Here is a 21,784-nt window from a genome sequence, read left to right as displayed (position 1 = left end):
AAACAACTCTACAAATGTGAAAATGAAAATGATATCAAACAGACCAATATGCAAAGCTGCTTTCAAGTCTAACTGGCCTACAGCCAAATTACTGAAATCAGGAATCCAGTTGCCTGTTGTCAAGCTACTCAGATTCGTTACTCCCATCGGAATACCGATTAATGTAGTAGCTACGATCCCAATCAGCAATGCACCTTTAACCCGAACGACCATCAGTACTGCGATAATAAGCAATCCGATTAGGGCCAGCAGTGCATCCTTTTGATGTACCAGACTTCCCAAAATTAAATTAAAAGCATGACCCGGAACCGGTTGACCAACATCTGTCCCTGGAACGATACTCACCATAACCAGATTACAAAGCTTGAAGCCGACAATCGTAATAAACAAGCCGATACCCACTGTAATAGCTGTCTTTAAATTTTCCGGAACCGCAACAAGCAGCATCTGTCTTACTCGTGTCACGGTTAAAATCAGAAAGACGATACCGGATATAAATACAGCGCCAAGTGCCGCTTGCCAAGTAATCATGCCATTAGAACTCAGGACTACAGTCATAAAATAAGCATTCAAGCCCATACCCGGCGCCATGCCGATCGGCACATTAACGAATAACCCCATCAGGATGGTAACCAAACCTGCACCTACGGCCGTCGCAAAAAAGACAGCTTCACTGGGCATACCTGCTCCAGTCGGACCTAAAAAGGTATTGTTGACCACCAAAATATAAGCCATGGTCATAAAAGTAGTAATCCCCGCTATAATTTCTGTGCGGACGTTCGTGCCATGTTCCTTTAATTTAAAGAAACGCTCCATGAGTCGTAATTCCTCCTACGCAAAGCATACTCGTATTGTTGTCGTTCGTTTGAAGTAATATTCGCATTCAATGCGCTATATTATTACATTCGTTATTTTAGGCTCTCACCTACTGCTTGTCAACAGAAAAAGCGAATGTTACAAATTAAACATATATGTATTGTTCGGAAAATATAAAACCCGCAAGCTATTATGCAGCTAACGGGTTATCATTTAAGGGAATCAGATGTTTTTGTACTTATCAAATGCATTCGCTGTGTCTGGGATATTCTCCAGATAAACGATCTTACCTTCCGCATCCAGCCGGGCCTTGTCCACTCCAGTAAGTGTATAAACTTCGCCTGTTGCTTTTTTACCACACACTGCCCATTTGGTTTGATAGGTATCAGGTTCTCTGGGTACAGGTTTCCAACCTTCATACATATGCTTGATTTCGAGCGATCCCTCAAAGAACATATTCAAGAAGCTTTTCCAACTGTTCATACCTTGTTTTCGATCACCATTCAATACAAACTCAATCTTCTCAGAAAAAAGGCTAATTAATCGCTCTCTACTCTTCTCGTCATCTTTTGCTAAATCATAGTAGTGAAAATAATCTTCTAAAATCTTCATCGTGCGCAATTCCATTCGTGCTGTATATGTGTATTCATCCTTATGAGAAGGTTATTGCAATTTTTCCAACAGCATGGTGGGTTTCGCTTAAAGCGTGTGCATCATATAAGCCTTTTTGCGAAAAAGGAAACGTCGCTCCCACTACCGATCTTACTTTCTTTTGCTCCAACAGGTCGGCAATTTCCTGCAGTTGCTGTCCGTTGGGCTCCAGCCATATATTTTTGACCGTTACGTTGTACTCCTTTACCAGCTCTTCGTCAAAATTGCTCACAATGGATATGATCCGTCCAGTGCCCCTTTTCATTACCTTAAAGCTATTCTTCTGAACATCCCCGCCCATCGTATCGAACACCACGTCCACATCAGATAAAACTTCCTCAAAACGAGTTGTGTGATAGTCAATGATTTGGTCGGCTCCCAATGAAGCAAGCAATTCATGATTACGCTCACTGGCTGTAGTAATGACATAGGCTCCGGCTTGTTTGGCAAACTGGATAGCAAACATGCCTACGCCACCTGCACCTGCGTGGATTAATACTTTTTCCCCTTTGGTCAGTTGACCATGTGTAAAAAGCGCCTGCCAAGCAGTCAACCCCGCCAAAGGTACAGAAGCGGCTTCCTCCCAAGAAATTGAGGCAGGTTTACGCGCCAACAGGTGATCATCCACCAAGGTATACTCGGCATAAGTACCGAACCGTGTGGTGTCCGGGCGTGCAAACACTTCATCTCCCACTTTCCAATCGGTGACCTCGCTGCCTACTTCCGAAATAGTGCCGGCTACATCCCAGCCTAAAATAATCGGGAACTCCCAATCCATCATTTGTTTTAAGTAACCTTCACGCAACTTCCAGTCAATTGGGTTGATGGAGGTAGCCGCCACTTTGACTACAACCTGATGAGCCAGTGGTGTAGGAGTAGGCACTTCTCTTTCTTTCAATTCATCCTTGCTTCCATACTGATCTATAACGATGGCTTTCATATTCATTTCCTCCTCACATTTATATATTCTTCACATTGTTAGACATACGCTGTAGTACATCTGTCAAAGCCACAATTTCCTCATCTGTAAACTTACATAGCAGCTTTTCCTGGAAGGCTTGTCTTTGCTCTGACAAAACTTGCAGCTCTTGAACCCCTAATTCGGTCAAACGTATATAGGTCACACGCTTATCCTGCTCTTTTTTACTACGTAAAATCAGACCTTCCTCTTCCAGCCTTCGTAGATGTCGAGTCACTGCTGCACCATCCAGAACGAGCAGATGTTGGAGCTCTAGCTGGCTTAGTTCCTGACGATGGTCAATATGATACAAAATTTCAACCTTGGTAAAACTGGTTTTTAACTGTGCTTCAAAAGCGTTATTCATTTCTTTACACAAAAGATGCATGCGATAAAACAACTGACTTTTTTCAGAGCAATGTTCGATGACAAACCATCCTCCTAATACTTGACCTATCAATTGATACATCAAGTATTATACACCCTCACTAAAAACAAACAAGTCCTGAGACAAGTCTATATGTATTGAAATCCTACAACCATAAAAAATGCTCAATTTAAACAAATAGCCTGAGCATTCTAAAATTCCACTTATTGAACGGTACTATTAATTTCGATAAATTTATGTTCAATCGCTGTCATTTCGTGATTTGGCCGGGTTATTAAATATGTATCCATGTAGCCGAAGGTTGGGGGAGCGGGTAAATAGGAGGTTACTTTAAATTGCCGCGTCAGCTTTTTGGACATGAGGGTGATTCCCGTTCCCATCAAAGAAAATTACACCATCGTATCAAACCCGCCGACCTCCACCGCCTCGCCATGGTCAATTGCATGTCCTGATACATTTTCTCTAAATACGTGAGGTACAGGCAGCCCTCAGACAATATATGATGATAGACGCAATTCGGAAATCTAACACTCGAAAAACTGGTGTACGATTCGAGCAGGACACAGAGTCATGGTCCTAATAGCGCACCCGCCTGCTCCCGATTTCAACCATGCCTTAAAGCTGCATCAGCTACTGGATCGCATTGAGGAATCGGCTGTAACTGGGAAGAGGATCGTATGGAGGTAATATCGTGAATCGTGGATATCCCTCTAAAAAGCTGTCTTTTTTAATGAAGTTATGCATTCACGACCTTTATACTGTCACTTTCAACCAAAATAACTTCCGCGTTGCTGATTGGATATAAATTTAATTGGCTGTCATATTCCTCAATGATGCTCTCGGCCGCCTTTTTAAACGGAATATTCGTATGGTGAGGAACTGGATAGAAATCAATAATCCCGAGCGCAACAAAGGAATCCAAAGCAGGAGCCTCCTCTACATTGTCCATAAGTCGGGCATATTCGATATTCGGCGATAGAATCATCGAACCTGCCGATTCGCCTATATATAACTTGCCCGCACTAACTTCATCAGCAATAATTTTGTCTGCGCCGGTTCTTCTTAATTCTTGGAGTAAATAAAATGTGTTGCCTCCGGTAATGTAAATATAGTCATTCTCTCTAAGTTTACTCTCTATTTCATTTGATGCTGCTGTGCTGATTTCGAGTTCATCCACCACTAATCCTAAATTTTCTAATGTTTTTTTCCTGAATTGACATAAAACTTAACTGTTTCTGGGATACTTGCGGTTGGGATGAAGGTGATTATTTTTCCTTCTAAGTGTTCACCAGCAAAATGGACTAAGCATGGTGCAACATCCTTAAATGAGGATGACAGAAATAATTTTTTCATCTCTTTATTCTCCTTAGAATAGCGTTTAATAAGACTGGACTTGAAGAATTATGCTTATCGTCGCAATACCTCGGTTCCCATCGGAAAGTGGACACCGGAATTCGCAGCATCTATCGAAGAGAAACTTCAGGCGACTTGGTCTCCTAAGCAAATCACGGAGCGCCTTCGGCAGGAAGGCCTGCGTAGCCACGTCTCTGGAACGCAAGACACGTTTATACACCGCCACTGTGATGCCCGATCGCACAAGAAGAACTGTCGCACTTGGCTTGACAATCCGTCATAAATATTAATTTTGTCTTTCCAATCCTTTGTATAAAGACAGGAGTTCGACATCCTTTTTTATTAGATTCAACGCATTTCTCCAAAATTCAACTAAATGAACATCTATATTTAATATTTTGGAGAGATCTACAATATCATTAGTACTTGATATACCTAAAAATCCCTTATAAAGTGCTGCGAACCCTTCTTTTTTCTGAAGATATTCCGAGTAAAGACCCTTAGAAAATAGTACGCCAAAGGTATAAGGGAAATTGCAAAACTCATTACCGGACATAAAGTAGCCCAGTTTGCTTCCCCACATATAAGGATTCAGACTCGCAATATCTATATTATCTCCGTATGCTTCTTTTAAAGCTTCCATCATCAGTTCATTCAACTGTTCGACGGATAGCGCTCCATGCTTTCTGCGCTCGTAAAGTCTTATTTCAAACAAATACCTCGCATACATCTCCACAATATAATAAGCGGAATCCGCAATTCTTTTTTCCGCAACATGGATCGAATCCTCAGCAGGCAGCAGCTCAACCAGGTTATTATTCATAATGATTTCGCAGAATATAGAAGCTGTCTCTGCAATAGGAACTGGATAGTCCGTATTAAGCATGGTCTGGTCTCCCAGACATGAACTTTGATAGGCATGTCCAATTTCATGTGCCAATACAATAACATCTTCATAATTACCGGCAAACGTGGTCATAATCCGGCTCTCATGGATCGAAAAAATATCAACGCACATCCCGTAACCCGCTTTACCCTCGCGTGGTTCTGCATCAATCCACTGGCTGTCGAACACTTTCTTGGCAAAATCGGAAAGCTCTTGGTCAAAGCTACTAAAAGCTGAAATAATTAGATCACGGGCTTCTAAAAAGGATATTTTTTTATTCTCATGATCAATAGGTGCAAAAATATCGTAATAAGGAAGACCTGCCCTGTGACCTAAAAGCCGTGCTTTCATTCCGAAATATTCATGAAAGACATCCAAGTTCTCTTTTATAGCTTCTAACAAAGCGTTCAATGTCTCGACATCCATCCTTGATTTAACAAGCACCTTCTCCAAAGGATTTTGGTAACCCCTTAATTCTGAGAACGTAATGGCTTCGCCACTAATTCCGTTAATACATGCCGCAAAAGTGGTAGACATCCTATGACATAATTCCATCTCTGCCTGATAAGCAGCTTTTCTGACAGCTTGATCTGCATCATATGCCATGTTTTTTAATTCGGAAAAGAGCACCTTCTTCTCTTCATCTGGACTTCCAATATTAGCATAGGTGTGATTAATTAATTCCATATATAATCGCTGCCACGCTTTGGAACCAGTGCTTTGCATTTTGTAAACTGCCTTCTCAATCTCTTCATTTTGCATATAGTTCGTATTTTGCAAAAGCTTTTTGAGATAATATTCGTGCTTCATAAGATAAGCTGAATTCGCTATAATTTCATCGGAATGAAATATATTTCCAAACCATTTTGCAAAACTAGCAACGCTCTCGGCTATTTCAGAGTCCCTCTCAGCGATCTCATCCAGGATTGTTAAGGCCACGGTGTTGGAGCCGTCGATGTTTGATACTAATTCAGCATAAGAATATAAACAAATATATACACCTTTATAAGCATTATGTGTCTGTAGATACTCTTCGATAATCCACTGCAATTGTTCTTGATTGGAATTCGTTTCCACTGAACCGAATACCCATCGGCTCAATGATTCTGTATGCTCGTTAAGCAATTCCATATCTCTTTTAAACTCATCACTGTCAAATGAGCTATATAAACTTCTAGATTCCACGATTTAATCAAATGATCACCTCATTTGTTATGGATAAAAAACAAGCGCCATCCAGTTTTTAATAACTTCTGATTAGAACTTTCCTATTTCTTTATTAACACATTATTTAATAGACCGCTTAACTGCTGACCTGCTTCTCCGTCGAACATTGAGAAATGATCACAATCCACCCCCTGATAAGATATTTTATCGTTTGAGTAATTCTTCCATATATCCTTATCTTTACATGGACCCTTCAGCGCCACAAAGTAAGCAATATCAGCTTGGAGTTTACCCTGTAATGAATAATTATTATATATTGCGTCAACCAAGGTTCTAATGGTGTTAAAAACAAGAATGATTGTTGGTACAGTCATCATCTTATAGCCACTCAATAAGCTTTTACATTGCGGTTCAAATAAACATATGTTTTTAAAAATTATCTCTTTTTCTTCTTCATTTATTGGATAATCGTCTATATTCTTCACAAACGCATCCCAAATACTATCCTCATTTTTTATTTTTTCAAGGTTCCCTAGATCAATCCCTTTCATAACGAATTCGAACATTTTAAACTCTTTATTTTTATCATTTCTTTTGTGTTTTTTATTAATGATAAATTTATATTGCTTATTTCTTGAGGTCGGAGAGTCAATAAGCCCCAATATATCTACTTTCTCACCTGCGTCCTCTAATTGTTTGGCGATTTCATAAGCTATAATTCCAGCAATACACCATCCTACTATATAATACGGACCCATTGGCTGGATTTTTCTAATTCGATTTAAGTACTCTTGTGCCAGATTTTTGATATCAATATCTTGCTTGCAATATAAATCATGGTTGTTGAAATGAACACCCCAGCAATTAAAATCATCATGTAAATATACGCTTAATTTTGCATAACATTCGCTTGAGTTGGTTGCTGTATGAATAAAAAAGAGATTCTTTTGTTTATCATTCCCCTGTTTCAGAAGGGTCATATAATCCACACTACCAGAATTTGTGCAGCCTTTAAGCTCAATTAATCGATCAATTTGTACCCCTATTTCTCTAACTGACAAATTTTTAAAGATCTCACTCAATGGAAGATTAACATTAAATACTTCAAATATTTTTGTCACTACATAGGCGGCCTTCAAAGAGTGTCCCCCTATATCGAAGAAACGCTGATTCACACCAATTTGTTCGATATTAAGAACGTCTTTCCAGATACCAAGCATCTTTTCTTCTGTATCACTCTCAGGCAAATCATAAGCCACTCCTGTTTTGACGCCTATCATTTTCAATTTGTTTTTGTCAATTTTTCCATTTATATTAATTGGAAGTTTATCAACCCTGTAATAATACCTAGGCAGCATATAATCTGGTAACTTAGTAGCCAGATATTCTTGAAGCTCTGTTTGGGTAATGTCGTTCTCTGCAACATAGTACCCGCTGAGGAATCTATCATTGTCCTCAGCTTCAATATCCATAACAATTGCTTCACGTATCATTTCATGTTTCAATAAAACATTTTCAATCTCACCCAGTTCAATTCTAAAGCCTCTTATTTTCACCTGGTTATCCAATCTACCAATAAACTGTAGATTACCATCGGGCAACCATCTAACTAAATCTCCGGTTTTGTACATCAACCCATGTGATAAAAAAGGATTACTTACGAATTTCTCAGTAGTAAGCTTAGGATTGTTTAAATATCCACCGACGATCCCGTCACCAGAGATACAAAGTTCACCCGGCAATCCAAGGGGCTGTAAACGATCTTCATGAAGCACATAGACTGAAGTATTAGATACAGGCTTTCCGATTGGAATTGTGATTTCTTCGTCCTCTACCCTATTTATGGGATAATATGTTGTGAAAGTGGTACTCTCACTCGGTCCATACATATGAATCAGTTTATCACCACCAAGGAATCGCAAAGCTTTTTTGACGTGTGGAACTGAAACTCGTTCTCCTCCAAACAATATTTTTCTTGCATTAGATAAGCATTCCAATTTCGTGTCAACAAGCATATTGAAGTAGGCGGTAGTTAAAAGCATAACACTGATTTTATTATCATGAATAATACTTCCGATTTTATGGACATCTAAAGAAGTTTCTTTGTTAACCATAATTAGCTTTCCGCCATTTAATAAAGCTCCATTAATCTCAAAAAGTGAAGCATCAAACGATAGATTGGCCAGTTGCAATACTGTATCCTCACTAGTTATATCGATGTAGTTAGTGTCCTTAATAATTCTTGTTATATTAAGATGAGAAATCAAGGTGCCTTTGGGTTTACCCGTAGATCCAGAGGTATAAACCACACAACATATTTGTTTACCATCGCATGCAACGTTGATGTCCTTGTCATCTAAATGTTCATACACTTCTTTACCGTATTGATTTTTATACTTCTCAATACTTTTTAACTCTTGATCCTTTTCAATATGAAGCATCGCATCATATCTGAATTTGGTGAGTTCATTTTCAAGAGTATAGATTTTATCAGAGAAATCAACCTTTTTAATAGATGAGAAATCACATCTCAAGTCGAGAATAAATTCTCTTGATAGAAACAATTCCGAAGACCAATCTGTTTTTGTTCTATAATTCATATTTTTATTATTTGCTTTAAATTCCTTAAGCGAAGCAATCAATTCATCCTTTAAACCATAATCCATAATGTCACCAAAGAAAATAATGCCTTTCTCCGACATTAGTCCAATGATTTTTTCTATTACTTCACGCAAATAACTGTATCCGCTAAAGGTCTGAATGACACTGTTAAGAATAACAATATCAAATCCATTTTCAGCTATTGTATCTATTTTATCTGCTGGCAATGTATCTAATTTAATATTGGGAATATTTTCTCTAAGTATCCGCTTTTTATCTTTCTCAATGATAACCTCCGATAAATCGGTTCCGTAATAAAGACCTACATGTGGGGCAATCCTGAACATGCTAATTCCCGAAGCACACCCAATCTCAAGAACTTTTGTATTTTTATTCAGATGGGGTAGCAATTTCTTTAATATATTATCGCCGTATTCATCCATATCCTCTTTGCTTAAATCCTCGCCGGTGTAACTGTTGCCCCAACCTCCACCACTAATTTCATCAGTAGCTTTATCACCAACGAACTTCCATAGCTCTTCATTACTCAAGATATTATTGTCCTCTTGCTCCTGATAAACATTGTTACTATCCATACATAAATATGTTTTAAAGTGCGGGCATTCCCACTGCAATTCATTCAATAACTTAATGTGCTTCCTAGAAGAAATAATAATTTTCGCTTCCGAATCTGTAATTATTGTTTTGATGCGTTCCTTTGGATACTCGGGATTAATGGGTACATAGGCCCCACCAGCCTTAAGAATCCCCATGATAGCAATTAGTGTATGTTCGGATTTCTCCATTAAGATACCAATCAATGAGCCAACTTTAACCCTTTCAGTTTGTGTTAAAAAATTTGCTAACTTATTAGCTTCTGCATTCAGTTTTTTATATGAAAGCTGCACATCATTATAAACAACTGCAATCCGATCAGGCGTTCTTCCAACTTGTTCTTCAAATAATTGATGAATGGGCTTTGAGGAAGGATACCCTGTCTGTGTATCATTGAAAGAATACAACTGTATATGCTGTTCTTCCATGGTTAAAAGACTGATATTATCCAATTTAATCTGAATATCCTTCAGCACTAAGTCAATAATCATTACATAGTGACGTACCATTCGCTCAATAGTGCTCTTTTTAAAGAGTTTGGTATTATATTCAAAAATACACTTGATTTTCTCGGATTCTTCCATCACAAACAGTGTCAGATCGAATTTAGATGTTCTAGCTTGGGATTTATACTCTCTAAATGAAATGCCTAAATCGTCCATATCTATAACAGACTGATACGTATTTTGTACGGTGAAGGCTACATCAAACAACGGATTACGATTCATGTCTCTAGCGATATCCAAATCTTCTACCAATTCTTCGAACTGATAATCTTGGTTTTCGAAAGCTTTGATTGCTGTTTCTTTTATTTCGGTCAAGAAATTTTCAAATGTCTTATCTCCTTTAGGGAAATTTCTCATAACCAACGTATTAACAAACATACCGATCAAATCATCTAGCTGAGTGCTTTTTCTTCCGGCAATTGCAGAACCAACAAGAATATCTTCCTGTGAAGTATATTTATACAACAAAGTATTGTAGACAGCCAGTAAGTACATATATAACGTGGTTTTGGTTTCTTTTAAGGCATATCTAATTTTGTCGGTCATATCACCATTTAGCTCAAATTCAAAAATATCTCCGTCAAAATTTACTGTTTGACCTCTCTTATAATCTAATTCCAAATTAATAATGGGGATTTCTCCAGATAATTGATTTACCCAATAATTCTTCTGGTCTTCCAAAGCACCCGTCTTCAGAAAACTATTTTGCCATTGTGCGAAATCTTTATATTGAATTTGGAGCTGTGGTAAGGGGTTTGACCGATAGATCTCTATTAGATCCCTGATAAAAATCCCCATAGAGGTTCCGTCAGAAATGATATGGTGCATATCCAACATAAGCGCATGTTTGTTATCTTCCAATTCAATTAACTTCGCTCTAAATAGTGGAGCTTTATTCAAATCGAATTTATGAATAAATTCATTAATGATTGCAGGTAATCTATCCTCTTGTGCCTTGCTTTGTATCAATACGAAATCAACTTTTGGATGTATCTTTTGTATAGCTTGACCATTTATGAACTCAAAAGAGGTTCTCAATGGCTCATGTCTATGAATAAGTTCATTAAAGGAAAATTCCAGCTTTTCTTTGTTCAGATTTCCTTCAATTATCACTGTATGAAGCATATTGTAACTCGTGTTAATATTTTCGAACTGATCTAGTAAAAACAACCGCTTTTGTGCTGAAGATAAGGGGTAATTCTCACTTATTTCCGTGGGTTGGATTCCAACATACTGAACCTTTTGCAACTTTGCAATATATTGTGCCAGCATCTGAATGGTATTAAATTCGAATATCTCTCTGAGCTGTACTTCAACATTAAACTCTTTATAAATTTTCGAAATTAAATTCGTTGACTTTAAGGAATGTCCACCAATTTCAAAAAAATTGTCATTTGTGCTTATTTTGCTGATTCCTAAAATTTCACTCCATAAACCAGCCAATCTTTGTTCAACTTCATTTGCAGGAGCAATGTAAAGATTTTCTGTTTTATAGTCCTCCGGATCTGGCAGAGCATCTCTATCTATTTTTCCATTCGCATTCAAAGGGATAGCGTTTATTTGCATGATAAAGGTAGGTATCATATACGCCGGAAGTTTCTGAGCAAGCAGTGTTTTGATCTCTTCTAAATTCAAGAACTGATCGGTTACATAATAGCCGCACAGACAGTTTTCACCCGCAACCTCTTTTAAAGTAACAGCAACTTGTTTCATTCCTGGTATACAGGAAAATACACTTTCAATTTCTTCGATTTCAATTCTGAATCCTCTAAGTTTAACTTGATTGTCTTTACGACCAATATATTCAATCGTACCTCTATCACTCCAGCGCACTAAATCACCTGTTTTATACAATCTTCCAGACTGATCCAGATCACTATAGATAAATTTTTGTCCGGTTAATACTTCGTCGTTATAGTAACCTCTAGCCAAACCCTCACCAGCGATATACAATTCACCTATTACTCCTAAAGGAAGCAGCTCCCCGCTTTCATTTACTACGTATGCTCGCATATTCGCTATAGGTTTACCTATCTCAGATTTCTCTATATCACACTTCGCAACTATAGCATCAATGGTACATTCAGTTGGTCCATAATGGTTATATAAGGAATATCCTTTCTGCAGAATCTGATTTTTCAATGTTTCATCAAGCTTCTCGCCACCACAAATTACAGTTCGTAAACAGTCCAACTTTTCACCTTCAAGTAAGAATTCCTTCAAGGTAGCCGGTACAAACTGTGCTAAATTAATTTCGTTATTTCGCAAATATTCAATCATTCGGGTCGTGCTAACCAGTTTATCCGGTATATACAATGTTGCACCATTCAATAGTGTGGCTAGGATTTCCTCAACAGATACATCAAAAGCTATGTTTGTAATTTGTAGAACATTTCTATGATTTTGAAGTTGATATTCGCGGTTGAACCATTCCGAAATATTAACTACACTTCTGTGCTCTATCATTACCCCCTTTGGATCACCAGTTGTACCAGTTGTGTAAATCATATAAGCCAAGTCTGTGGAATGATTGAATTTCTCAAGATTATTTTCTCCACAAGCTCCTATTTCTTGACTATCGAGGGGAATAACACGTCCCGAAAAATGATAGCAATCAGTATCCGTATTATGCTTTAGAAGTACCTTGGTATTACTATGTTTCAAAATGTAGTTTATACGCTCTATGGGATGATTAGAATCCAAAGGAACATATGCTGCGCCAACTTTCAATACCCCTAAAATTGCTGCGCAAATTTCTATAGATGAACTCCCAATAATCCCTACCATATCCTGGATTTTAATCCCTTGGTTTCTTAGATAATGAGCAATTTGATTGGCACGCTTATTAAGATCAGCATAACTGATCGTTTTATTCAAACTCTTTTTGCTTATTTGTTTGACATTATCATTGGAAAACAGCATTTTGTAGAACGTATTTTTTTGATAGCTCTGTTCAAAGTAAGGTAACTCGTAGCTAAATTCTGTTACTTTGCCACTTGTTGATACTAAACTACCATTTATTTTATAATCAGGATTTATTTTATTTCCACTAACAGTTCTAATGCAGTTTGCAAAAATCTGATCCCCTTTTTTGACATCTATCCCTTCATAGAAAGCAGGGACAAATACTGGAAGCCAATTCGTTCTACTATCCATTACATTAATCTCAATATTATCTTGAACATGTAAGTTAACCCAAATTAGAAAACCTTGAATTTTGGAATCCTTATTAATAGTAAGCACTATCTTTTGTTCATACTCACTCGAAGTAGAGCCAAAGTGCAGGTCTTCAAAAATATCTTCATTAGATACTAGATGTTTTCTGGAGAGGTTATCTATGCATACCCGAAAATCAAATCTAGCATTACCTTGGTTGAATAAATATTCAATATATTTAGTGCTTAATTCAGAGAAACCCATTTTTTCTTCGAAATCGTTCGGTAGAGAAACTACGGCTATTTTCGATACACATCGACTAGGAATCATTTTTCCACTATCATTTAGAAATTTTCGGGCATCTTGAAGAACGACTTCAGCACCTTCTGAACCACCAATCATTCCTATAATTTCGGAAACGCAAATGTCAACCTTCTCAGGCAGATCAATTTTTGTTGAATCCCCATGAAGTAATATTATCTTGTCCTGCAGACCTAATCTGGAAATCAACTTCTTTGCCTTTAAGTAACTTTCCTCCATAATTTCTATGGCATATACTTTCTTAGCTCCCGCGTCGATGCACATCAGCGCAAGTACAGCATCCGCACCTGTTCCTATATCCACTACAACTTTGTCTTTTACAGAATTCTCAATAGCCTTCTTATACTTTTCATTTCTTACTCTATCATTTGTCATCGCTTGATAAAGCATTTCATCGTAAATCGGATACTCTCCTAGACTGGGCCATAATTCAAACTTTTCAGTATCTTCTGCAACAATTGCGCTTTGCTCTCCGTTCATCGAAGCCTTTATTTCAAAAATTTCAGGAATCGTTTGATTTAACGAAAAGTTACTTGCGGTATCATTGAATTCATATACTAATCTATTTCTCTCGTTTGTGGTGAGAAGTTCAGTTTTGCTAATTATTTGATTTATATCCAGTTTAAGCACTTGTAATATACTTTCATATTTATCCAAAAGATCAATGATTAAATACGTATCATACAGCAGATGATTATACTTAAGGTTAATGATAATTTCTTTTTCCTTTCTCTCAAAAGAAAAAATCACATTACACTGAGACAGATTTTGCTTGTCTCCATGTATATTTCTTAATTCACAGCCAAGGTTTAAATAATAACTTTTATCTTGGGCTCCTAAAGCATTTATCCTAGACAAAATATCTTCCATGGGGTAATCCTGATTCTCATATGCCTCCTCTAATGTTGTACCTAGTTGTATCACTAAATCTCTGTATGTTGTTAATGAATTCAGGCTTGCCTTAATAACTACGTATTCGTTGAGGGTATCTTCTGTACAAAATTGTTGATATACAGGTGATACGATATTAATATCCGTATTTCCAGTGTATTTGTAAATTAAGCTGTTTAAGCCGGTCATCAGCATTGCGTAAAGGGATAAATCATTATTATTACACATTTTAAACAGACCAAAACTGAGCTCTTGGTCGAGATGGATCGAATGAATTGTATGCACTTTTTCTCCACTTACGAATGGCTTCATATAGGGAAAAAGATTACTTTGCTCACTCTCAACGGATAGCTTATCTGTCCAATACTCCCGTTGTTCTATAAAGTGCTTACCTGTTAACATAAGATTTATGTTTGTATTCATTATGCAAGCCCCCTTTAGATATTGAAATCAATTTTAATTTTCTCTTTCTTTTTAACTCTTTTGTCTTTGTTGCTTCCTATGGCACTTATCAGGTCAATGTCACCAATTTGAACATCGGTATTGTTGAGCACTTCATTAGTAATATGAATAAAGTGCTTACCCATTTCTTCAATTGTCTGCTTCTTGAAAAGAGCAGTACAATATTCTATATGGAATGTCAGACCTTTTTCTTCGTCAACAACCCCCAAAGAGATATCCACTTTAGAATTCTTATTGCTTAATACAAGGGATTTGAATTCTAACTGATCTAATTTAATTTTGTAATCTCTTTCATTATCCATCGCAAACATGACATCAAACATCGGATTTCGACTACTGTCTTGATGTAAATATAGCCTGTTAACCAGATCTTCATACTGATAATCCTGATTCTCATAGGCTTCTAATGAGTTGTTCTTAACTTGATGCAAAAAATCTATGAACTTGATTTTATAATCAATTTGATTCCTCATGACGAGCGTATTAACAAACATTCCAACCGTATCTTTTAAATCTCTATGATTTCTCCCTGAAATTGGTACGCCAATATTGATATTCTCATCCCCTGTATATTTATACAGCAACACATAATACAGAGCTAAAAAAATCATAAATTGAGTTGCTCCCGTTGCTAACGAAAGTTCATGAACGTGAACCCTCACTGTTTCCGGAAATCCAAATTGAATGGTGTCTCCTTCAAAGCTTCTTATTTTCGGACGCGGATAGTCAGTCTTAAGACCAATTTGCGTAATTCCCCCCGAGAGCTTGGTTACCCAGTACCCCTCCAAAACTTTCTGATAGTCTGATGTCAAATAATCGTTTTGCCACTTCGTAAAATCCTTATATTGAATGCTCACCTCTGGAAGTCCGATTTCCGAATATAAGCTTGTAAATTCCTTTATTAAAATTTTCATTGATATAGCATCTGCGATAATATGATGCAGATCTAGCAACATAATATATGAGTCTTCACTTATTCGTAATAAAACAACTCTCAACAATGATGGTGCTGCCAAATCAAAGGGCTGTATAAACGCCTCAATTTGCTTATCAATATCATCTACATTAGTTTCAATAACCTGCAATTTGAATTCGATTTCTTGCTGAATTATTTGTACCGGTTCACCATTTACTAATTTGAATGAGGTACGTAGGCTCTCATGCCTCTGAATTAGTTGATTTATTGCTTTACTGAACTTTGAAAGATCAATGAGGCCTTGAATGGTTACACCAGCAGGCAAATTATAGCCTGTTCCCGTGTCAGTAGTTTCATTTAATATGTAAATTCTTTTTTGCACGGAGGTCATAGGGTAGTACTCTCTTTCAGGTACCTTAGCTATGGGAACAAAATGATGATTTTTTGCTTTTGTCAGGATAAGTGCTAGATCTTTAATCGTAGGTGTTTGGAAAATTTGTTGTAGATTTAGGGTGTGTTTGAATTCTTTTTTAATCCAATTTATCAAATCTATGGATTTCATAGAGTTACCACCACATTCAAAAAAATTATCCCTAATACCTATACCTTTCACTTCCAATATTTCTTCCCAAATTTCAATAAGTCTCTGCTCTATATTGTTTCTTGCTTGTTCAGGTATACGATTTAAATGAGTAGATGTTGGTTTGATATTTTTTAATGCTTGTTTATCAATTTTCCTATTTGGTGTTAAAGGCAATTTATCAAGTTGCATGATATAATCCGGTACCATATAAGCTGGCAGTTGATGAGCTAACTCGGCTCTGACAGTCTCCATATTTAATTTCGCCTCAGATGTTACAAATGCGCTTAAACACTTATCACCTTTTTTGTTGGTTATATCAACTACTGCAACATCTCTTATGGATTTATTGAGCAAAAAATGGTTTTCAATTTCCTCAACCTCTATTCTATGTCCTCTAATTTTTACCTGATTGTCACTTCTTCCCATGAACTCTATATTACCGCTGTCTAACCATCTGCCCAAATCACCAGTTTTATATATGCGTTCACCCTTTATGAATGGATTATCAAGGTATTTCTCAAATGTTAGCTCAGGTCTGTTTAAATATCCTCTTGTAACCCCTTCACCTCCTACATATATCTCTCCAATGACTCCTATCGGTTGAACTTCACCATATCTCCCTAAAATATACACCTGTGAATTATTAATAGGCTTTCCAATTGGGATATTACTGTTATAATCACGGTCAATGTAAAATGCTGTAGAATGAGTTGTATTTTCAGAGGGTCCATAAGCATTAATAATTTTTAGTTGACCGCAATTTTTTCTAGCTAAATTTACATGCTTTGGAGTTAAAACTTCTCCACCTACAATGACGTATCGTAGGCCCTTAAAAATATCAGCAATTTCTTGCACTAGGTTATTAAATAAAGACGTCGTAATTGCAATGATTGTAATTTTCTTTTCCCTGATCAACTTCACTAATTTTTCTGCTGTCATGATCGTCTCATTATCTGCTAAACATAAGGTTAAACCATTAAGCAAAGCACCCCAGATTTCAAATATTGAGCCGTCAAAAGCGATTGCGCAGGTTTGAAGTATCTTATCCGAAGAAATAAAATCTAAATAATTACTACCTTTAACCAAACTCACGATATTCTTATGCTCTCCCATTATTCCTTTGGGATTACCTGTGCTACCGGATGTAAACATGATAAATGCCAAACTAGAAGAATCGCTAGTCAAGGGCATATTATCTGAATCTTCCATTGTCAAGTCCAATTCTGAAACATTTATGATGTCACATTTAAAATCAGTCCTGTCAACTGTCCTCGATGTCAAAATGAGACTGCACCTGGATTCTTTCACCATATAATCCAATCGATTCTTAGGATAGTTCTGATCGAGTGAAAAGTAAGCTCCTCCTGCTTTTAGCACAGCGAGCATTCCAACAATCATAGTTATGGATTTATCCATCATGATGCCAACGATTACTTTTTCGGAAACACCGTTTTTCTTTAGAACTCGAGCTAATCTGTTGGCTGATTCATTAAGTTCTCTATAAGATATACTTTCGTTTTCAAACTCTACTGCGATTTTATAAGGATTCGATGCTGCTGCTGCTTCGAATACCGCCTGCACGGTCATGTCTTTGGGATAGGGTACGAAAGTTCTGTTTAAGTTAACCAAAATATGATTTTTCTCTTCATTTGTAATCATATTTAAATCAGAAATACGAACTTCTTGATTGCGGCATACAAGCTCCAACAACTGTATATAATGTTGTGCCATTCTTTCAATCGTTTCTTTCTTAAACAATTTTGTGCAATATTCTAGTTTAAACTCCAGTGTATCCGGCTTCTCCTCTACATTTAAAGATAAATCAAATTTAGAGATTTCATTTCTGCCAGCTAACAGTTCTAATTTAATTCTCTCCGATTCCAACTTAAGACCCTTATCTATGTTGTTCATATTAAATACTACGTCAAATAAAGGGTTTCTACTGACGTCTCTTTTAATATTTAGTTTTGTAATCAATTTCTCAAGTTGATAGTTTTGATTAGCGTAAGCATTTAAGGAGTTTTCCTTCACTTTACTTAGCAAATCAAGGAAACTTTTATTTGGATCAATATTCAATTTCACTGCCAGTGTATTTACAAACAACCCCATTAGATTTTGGAGATCTGCATGCTGCCTTCCCGAAACAGGCACCCCTACAATCAGTTCATATTGTCCACTATATTTAGACAGCAAAACTTCATACACAGCTAGTAGTATCATTTGGAGCGTACATTGTCTGTGCTTGCATATTTCCTTCAGCTGCTCTGTCATAGATTGTGCACTACAGAAGCTTATACTACTACCTTCAAAGCTTTGAACTACTGGCCTTTCGAAATCATAAGGTAACTGTAAAAGCGGAATATCACCCTGTAAAGTATTCAACCAATATTCTTCCTCTTGACTAACAGTATCTGAGGACAGATTTTTATTTTCCCATTCCGCAAAATCCTTATACTGTATAACCAGAGGTTCCAGCGTAAGACCGTTATATAGTTCCATAAACTCTTTAATCAGAATCCTAATAGAGATACCGTCACCAATAATATGATGCATGTCCATCAATAAATAATGCTTATTCGGAGTAGTTACCCATGCGATTCGGTACAACGGTGTAGAATGTAAATTAAAAGGCTTAACAAAATCTTTCATAATCTTTTCGATATCGGCATCTGAACTTTCCATAATTTCCAACTTAAACTTATTTCCGCGATGTATTTTCTGTACCACTTTGTTATTTATATATTCAAAGGACGTTCTAAGTGCATCATGGCGCTGAATCAATTGCTTAAACACGATTTCTATTTCTTCTAAGTGAATGTCCCCCTGAACCTCTATAGCTCCAGGCATATTATATGCCGTTAAGTTTTGGTCGAACTGTTGAATCATATACATTCTTTTCTGCGCTGAAGAAGTTTCGTAGAACTCCTTTTCTTCCATTTCTTCAATTTTCAGGTAAATCACTTTATTGCTAATATCGATATATTCAGCTATTTCTTTGATGGTAGGACAGGTGAATAGCTTCTTTAAAGGCACCTCCACATTAAATGTCTGATGAAGTTTACTTATTAATACTGTAGCCGCTAGAGAGTGTCCTCCCAGTTCGAAAAAATTATCATTAATTCCGATTTCATGTTGATTCAATAATTTCTCCCATATAATCACAATCTTCTTTTCAGTATCAGTATTTGCATCTTCGTAAATATTTTCTTTTTTTATATTTATTAGAATTTCCAACAAGGATTTATTATCAATTTTCCCGTTAGGTGTTTTGGGTATTTCTTTTATTTCTACAAAGTAAGAAGGAACCATATAATCCGGTAATGTTTTTGAAAGGAATTCTTTCACTTCATTAGTGGATAGCGTTTGGTTCACAACCAAATAAGCAACCAGATAATGGGCTTCATTATGATCTTTTTTACCGAGGACAACAGCTTCATTGATATTGTCATGGAATAACAACTGGTTTTCGATTTCCTCCAGCTCGATTCGGATGCCTCTAATTTTTATCTGGTTATCTATTCGTCCAAGAAACTCCATATTTCCACCGTACGACCATTTGCCGATATCTCCAGTTTTATACATTTTATTATCTGGCAGGTAAGGGTTAGGAATAAATCTTTCTTCTGTGAGTGCAACGTTATTCAAATAACCTCTAGACAATCCACAACCCGATAAATAAATTTCACCTGTCAATCCGATAGGCTGCAATTGATGGCAATTATTTAGTACATACATTTGGACGTTATCGATTGGTTTACCGATATATACTTTCTGATCATCCTTATCAATTCGATACACGCTCGAACACACACTATTCTCTGTGGGACCATATTCATTATAAAGAGTGGTTTGATTTAACTTTTTGTAGTGCTCATTGATTAGGCGTTTTGTAATATTTTCTCCGGCAAGGGTTACTGACTTAAGACTTTTCAGTGAAGCCCAGTTGTCCTCCAACAATTTCGTGTAAAAACTTGGAACAATAAGCAAATGATTAATGGAATGTATAAAAATAGTCTGTCTCAAATAATTTAAATCCAACCGTTTTTCTTGCGGAATTAAAACCAATTTCCCACCTGATAATAGTGGTGTAAAAATGTCTTCAACCGAACTATCAAATGAAAAAGAAGGGATTTGTAGAACAGTATCCATTTCGGTGAATTTATAATACTTGATTCTCCAACTAATGGTGTTCACAATGGATCGGTGTTCTATAGCCACACCCTTTGGTTTTCCTGTGCTACCCGAAGTATATATTACATAAGCTAAACTCTTGGCAGAAACATGAATTCTATTAAATTCCATTTGGTTAGAATAGACATACTCTGAAGCTAAATCAATTACTTGAATATTCTCTGCAAGCTTTTCTCTATAATCTCGTTTAATTAATACAATATTTACTTTACTATCTTGAAGCATGTGCTCTATTCTATCATTAGGGTACTCCGGATCAATTGGTAGATATGCTCCCCCGGCTTTTAATACGGCCAATATTCCAATAATCATTTCCAGAGATCTATCCAACAGTATTCCTACAATAACTTCAGGCTGCAAACCACACTTTATTAAGGTTGTTGCCAATTGATCTGCTTTTTCATTGATTTCTTTATACGTTAAACTTTTATTTTCATAAATAACGCATACATTATTAGGGGACTTTAACACCTGTTCCTCGAAAAGTTCGTTAAGTGACTTATTATGAGGATAATGTGTTTGCGTTTTATTAAAATCCTCAAGTATTATTTTCTCTTCCTCGGTGATCAGTTCGATCTTATTCAGTTCCACGTTAAGATCGAGTAAAATATTGGAAAGTAAGCTTATATAAACCCGAGTAAAGAGCAAAATACTATCTTTTTTATACATTTTCGGATTGTAATATATACGCCCGTTTAAGCTGTCCTCTTTTGTTGAAAAAAGAAAAATATTATCAATCTTCAACTTTTCATTGTGCTGAAATTCATGTATTGTATCTAACATTAGCAGCATTTTAAAAAATGGATAAGGAGCTAATGAAGAGGTAATTTGATCTATCGGATAATTTTGATGATCTACAGCCTCTCTTATATTTTGATTAACAGCAATGAGAAGTTCTTTAAAAGAAGATTCTCTATTAACGTGAGTTTTCAGAGGCAAAAAAATATTTATAAAATCTGCATCTACTTCCTGCTGTTTATAAATCGGAACACCCAAGAAAATATCCTCTTGATCCAAGATTTTACTTATCATAACAATTAATACTGCGGTCAAAATCATGTGTAGCCTAATATCGGAGCCATTGCTTATTTTTAGAAGCTGCAATCTTTCTTTTTCCGGAATTTGAAATGTGATAAATTCGTTATTCGATGGAAGGCGATTACCGCTTTCCTCTAGATAATCATAAGGTAGAACGGCGCTGGTAATTTCGCCAGATAATATATTATTCCAATATTTCTTTTCTCTGAATGATTTTTTTTCTTCACTGCAACTGGCAGGATTCTTCAAATCTATTTCTCCTTTATAAAAATGTTATTTGAATTC

7 protein-coding genes and 2 pseudogenes (1 of these 9 cut by a window edge) are annotated in these 21,784 nt (G+C 36.4%); 1 reads left to right on the top strand and 8 read right to left on the bottom strand.

Annotated features, from left to right (window positions below; all coding sequences use genetic code 11):
• The 5 genes and pseudogenes from NSS94_RS04365 to NSS94_RS04345 form a co-directional block, all read right to left on the bottom strand.
• Positions 1-816 carry the 5' portion of an NCS2 family permease gene (locus NSS94_RS04365; RefSeq protein ID WP_165150799.1) on the bottom strand. It extends 555 nt beyond the left edge of the window, so the window shows 816 of its 1,371 coding nt (coding positions 1-816); its start codon is at positions 814-816; the stop codon falls past the left edge of the window.
• 222 nt (positions 817-1,038) lie between these two features.
• Positions 1,039-1,428, bottom strand: coding sequence for a nuclear transport factor 2 family protein (locus NSS94_RS04360; RefSeq protein WP_220027006.1), 390 nt, complete (start codon positions 1,426-1,428; stop codon positions 1,039-1,041).
• A 40-nt stretch (positions 1,429-1,468) separates the two neighbouring features.
• The gene (locus NSS94_RS04355; RefSeq protein ID WP_341038746.1) at positions 1,469-2,407 is read right to left on the bottom strand and encodes an NADP-dependent oxidoreductase; all 939 of its coding nucleotides are present in this window, start codon (positions 2,405-2,407) and stop codon (positions 1,469-1,471) included.
• Between the two features lie 19 nt (positions 2,408-2,426).
• Positions 2,427-2,897 carry a MarR family winged helix-turn-helix transcriptional regulator gene (locus tag NSS94_RS04350; RefSeq protein WP_341038743.1) on the bottom strand — a complete coding sequence of 157 codons (471 nt, stop codon included), beginning with the start codon at positions 2,895-2,897 and terminating at the stop codon, positions 2,427-2,429.
• Between the two features lie 652 nt (positions 2,898-3,549).
• Positions 3,550-4,166 (bottom strand): annotated as a pseudogene (locus tag NSS94_RS04345) (Type 1 glutamine amidotransferase-like domain-containing protein).
• 43 nt (positions 4,167-4,209) lie between these two features.
• Here NSS94_RS04345 and NSS94_RS04340 point away from each other — a divergent pair.
• Positions 4,210-4,344: pseudogene (locus tag NSS94_RS04340) on the top strand (IS30 family transposase); the annotation flags it as partial.
• Between the two features lie 108 nt (positions 4,345-4,452).
• Here NSS94_RS04340 and NSS94_RS04335 read toward each other — a convergent pair.
• The 3 genes from NSS94_RS04335 to NSS94_RS04325 form a co-directional block, all read right to left on the bottom strand.
• Positions 4,453-6,237, bottom strand: a complete 1,785-nt coding sequence (locus tag NSS94_RS04335; protein ID WP_341038741.1) for a M3 family oligoendopeptidase — start codon at positions 6,235-6,237, stop codon at positions 4,453-4,455.
• 83 nt (positions 6,238-6,320) lie between these two features.
• Positions 6,321-14,732, bottom strand: coding sequence for an amino acid adenylation domain-containing protein (locus NSS94_RS04330; protein ID WP_341038739.1), 8,412 nt, complete (start codon positions 14,730-14,732; stop codon positions 6,321-6,323).
• Between the two features lie 14 nt (positions 14,733-14,746).
• Positions 14,747-21,748: an amino acid adenylation domain-containing protein gene (locus NSS94_RS04325; protein ID WP_341038737.1), complete on the bottom strand. Its 7,002-nt coding sequence runs from the start codon at positions 21,746-21,748 to the stop codon at positions 14,747-14,749.
• Positions 21,749-21,784: the final 36 nt, after the last annotated feature.

This window comes from Paenibacillus sp. FSL L8-0644 (assembly GCF_038008165.1).
GTDB classification, from domain to species: Bacteria; Bacillota; Bacilli; order Paenibacillales; family Paenibacillaceae; genus Paenibacillus; species Paenibacillus polymyxa_D.
The sequence above is the reverse complement of the archived record's forward strand: the minus strand, read 5'-3'. Positions and strand labels throughout refer to the sequence as shown.

What these genes read in the sequence shown, in the direction of transcription:
- NSS94_RS04360 (WP_220027006.1), bottom strand. Translation starts at nt 1,428, where the DNA reads ATGAAGATTTTAGAAGATTATTTTCACTACTATGATTTAGCAAAAGAT.
- NSS94_RS04355 (WP_341038746.1), bottom strand. Translation starts at nt 2,407, where the DNA reads ATGAAAGCCATCGTTATAGATCAGTATGGAAGCAAGGATGAATTGAAA.
- NSS94_RS04330 (WP_341038739.1), bottom strand. Translation starts at nt 14,732, where the DNA reads ATGAATACAAACATAAATCTTATGTTAACAGGTAAGCACTTTATAGAA.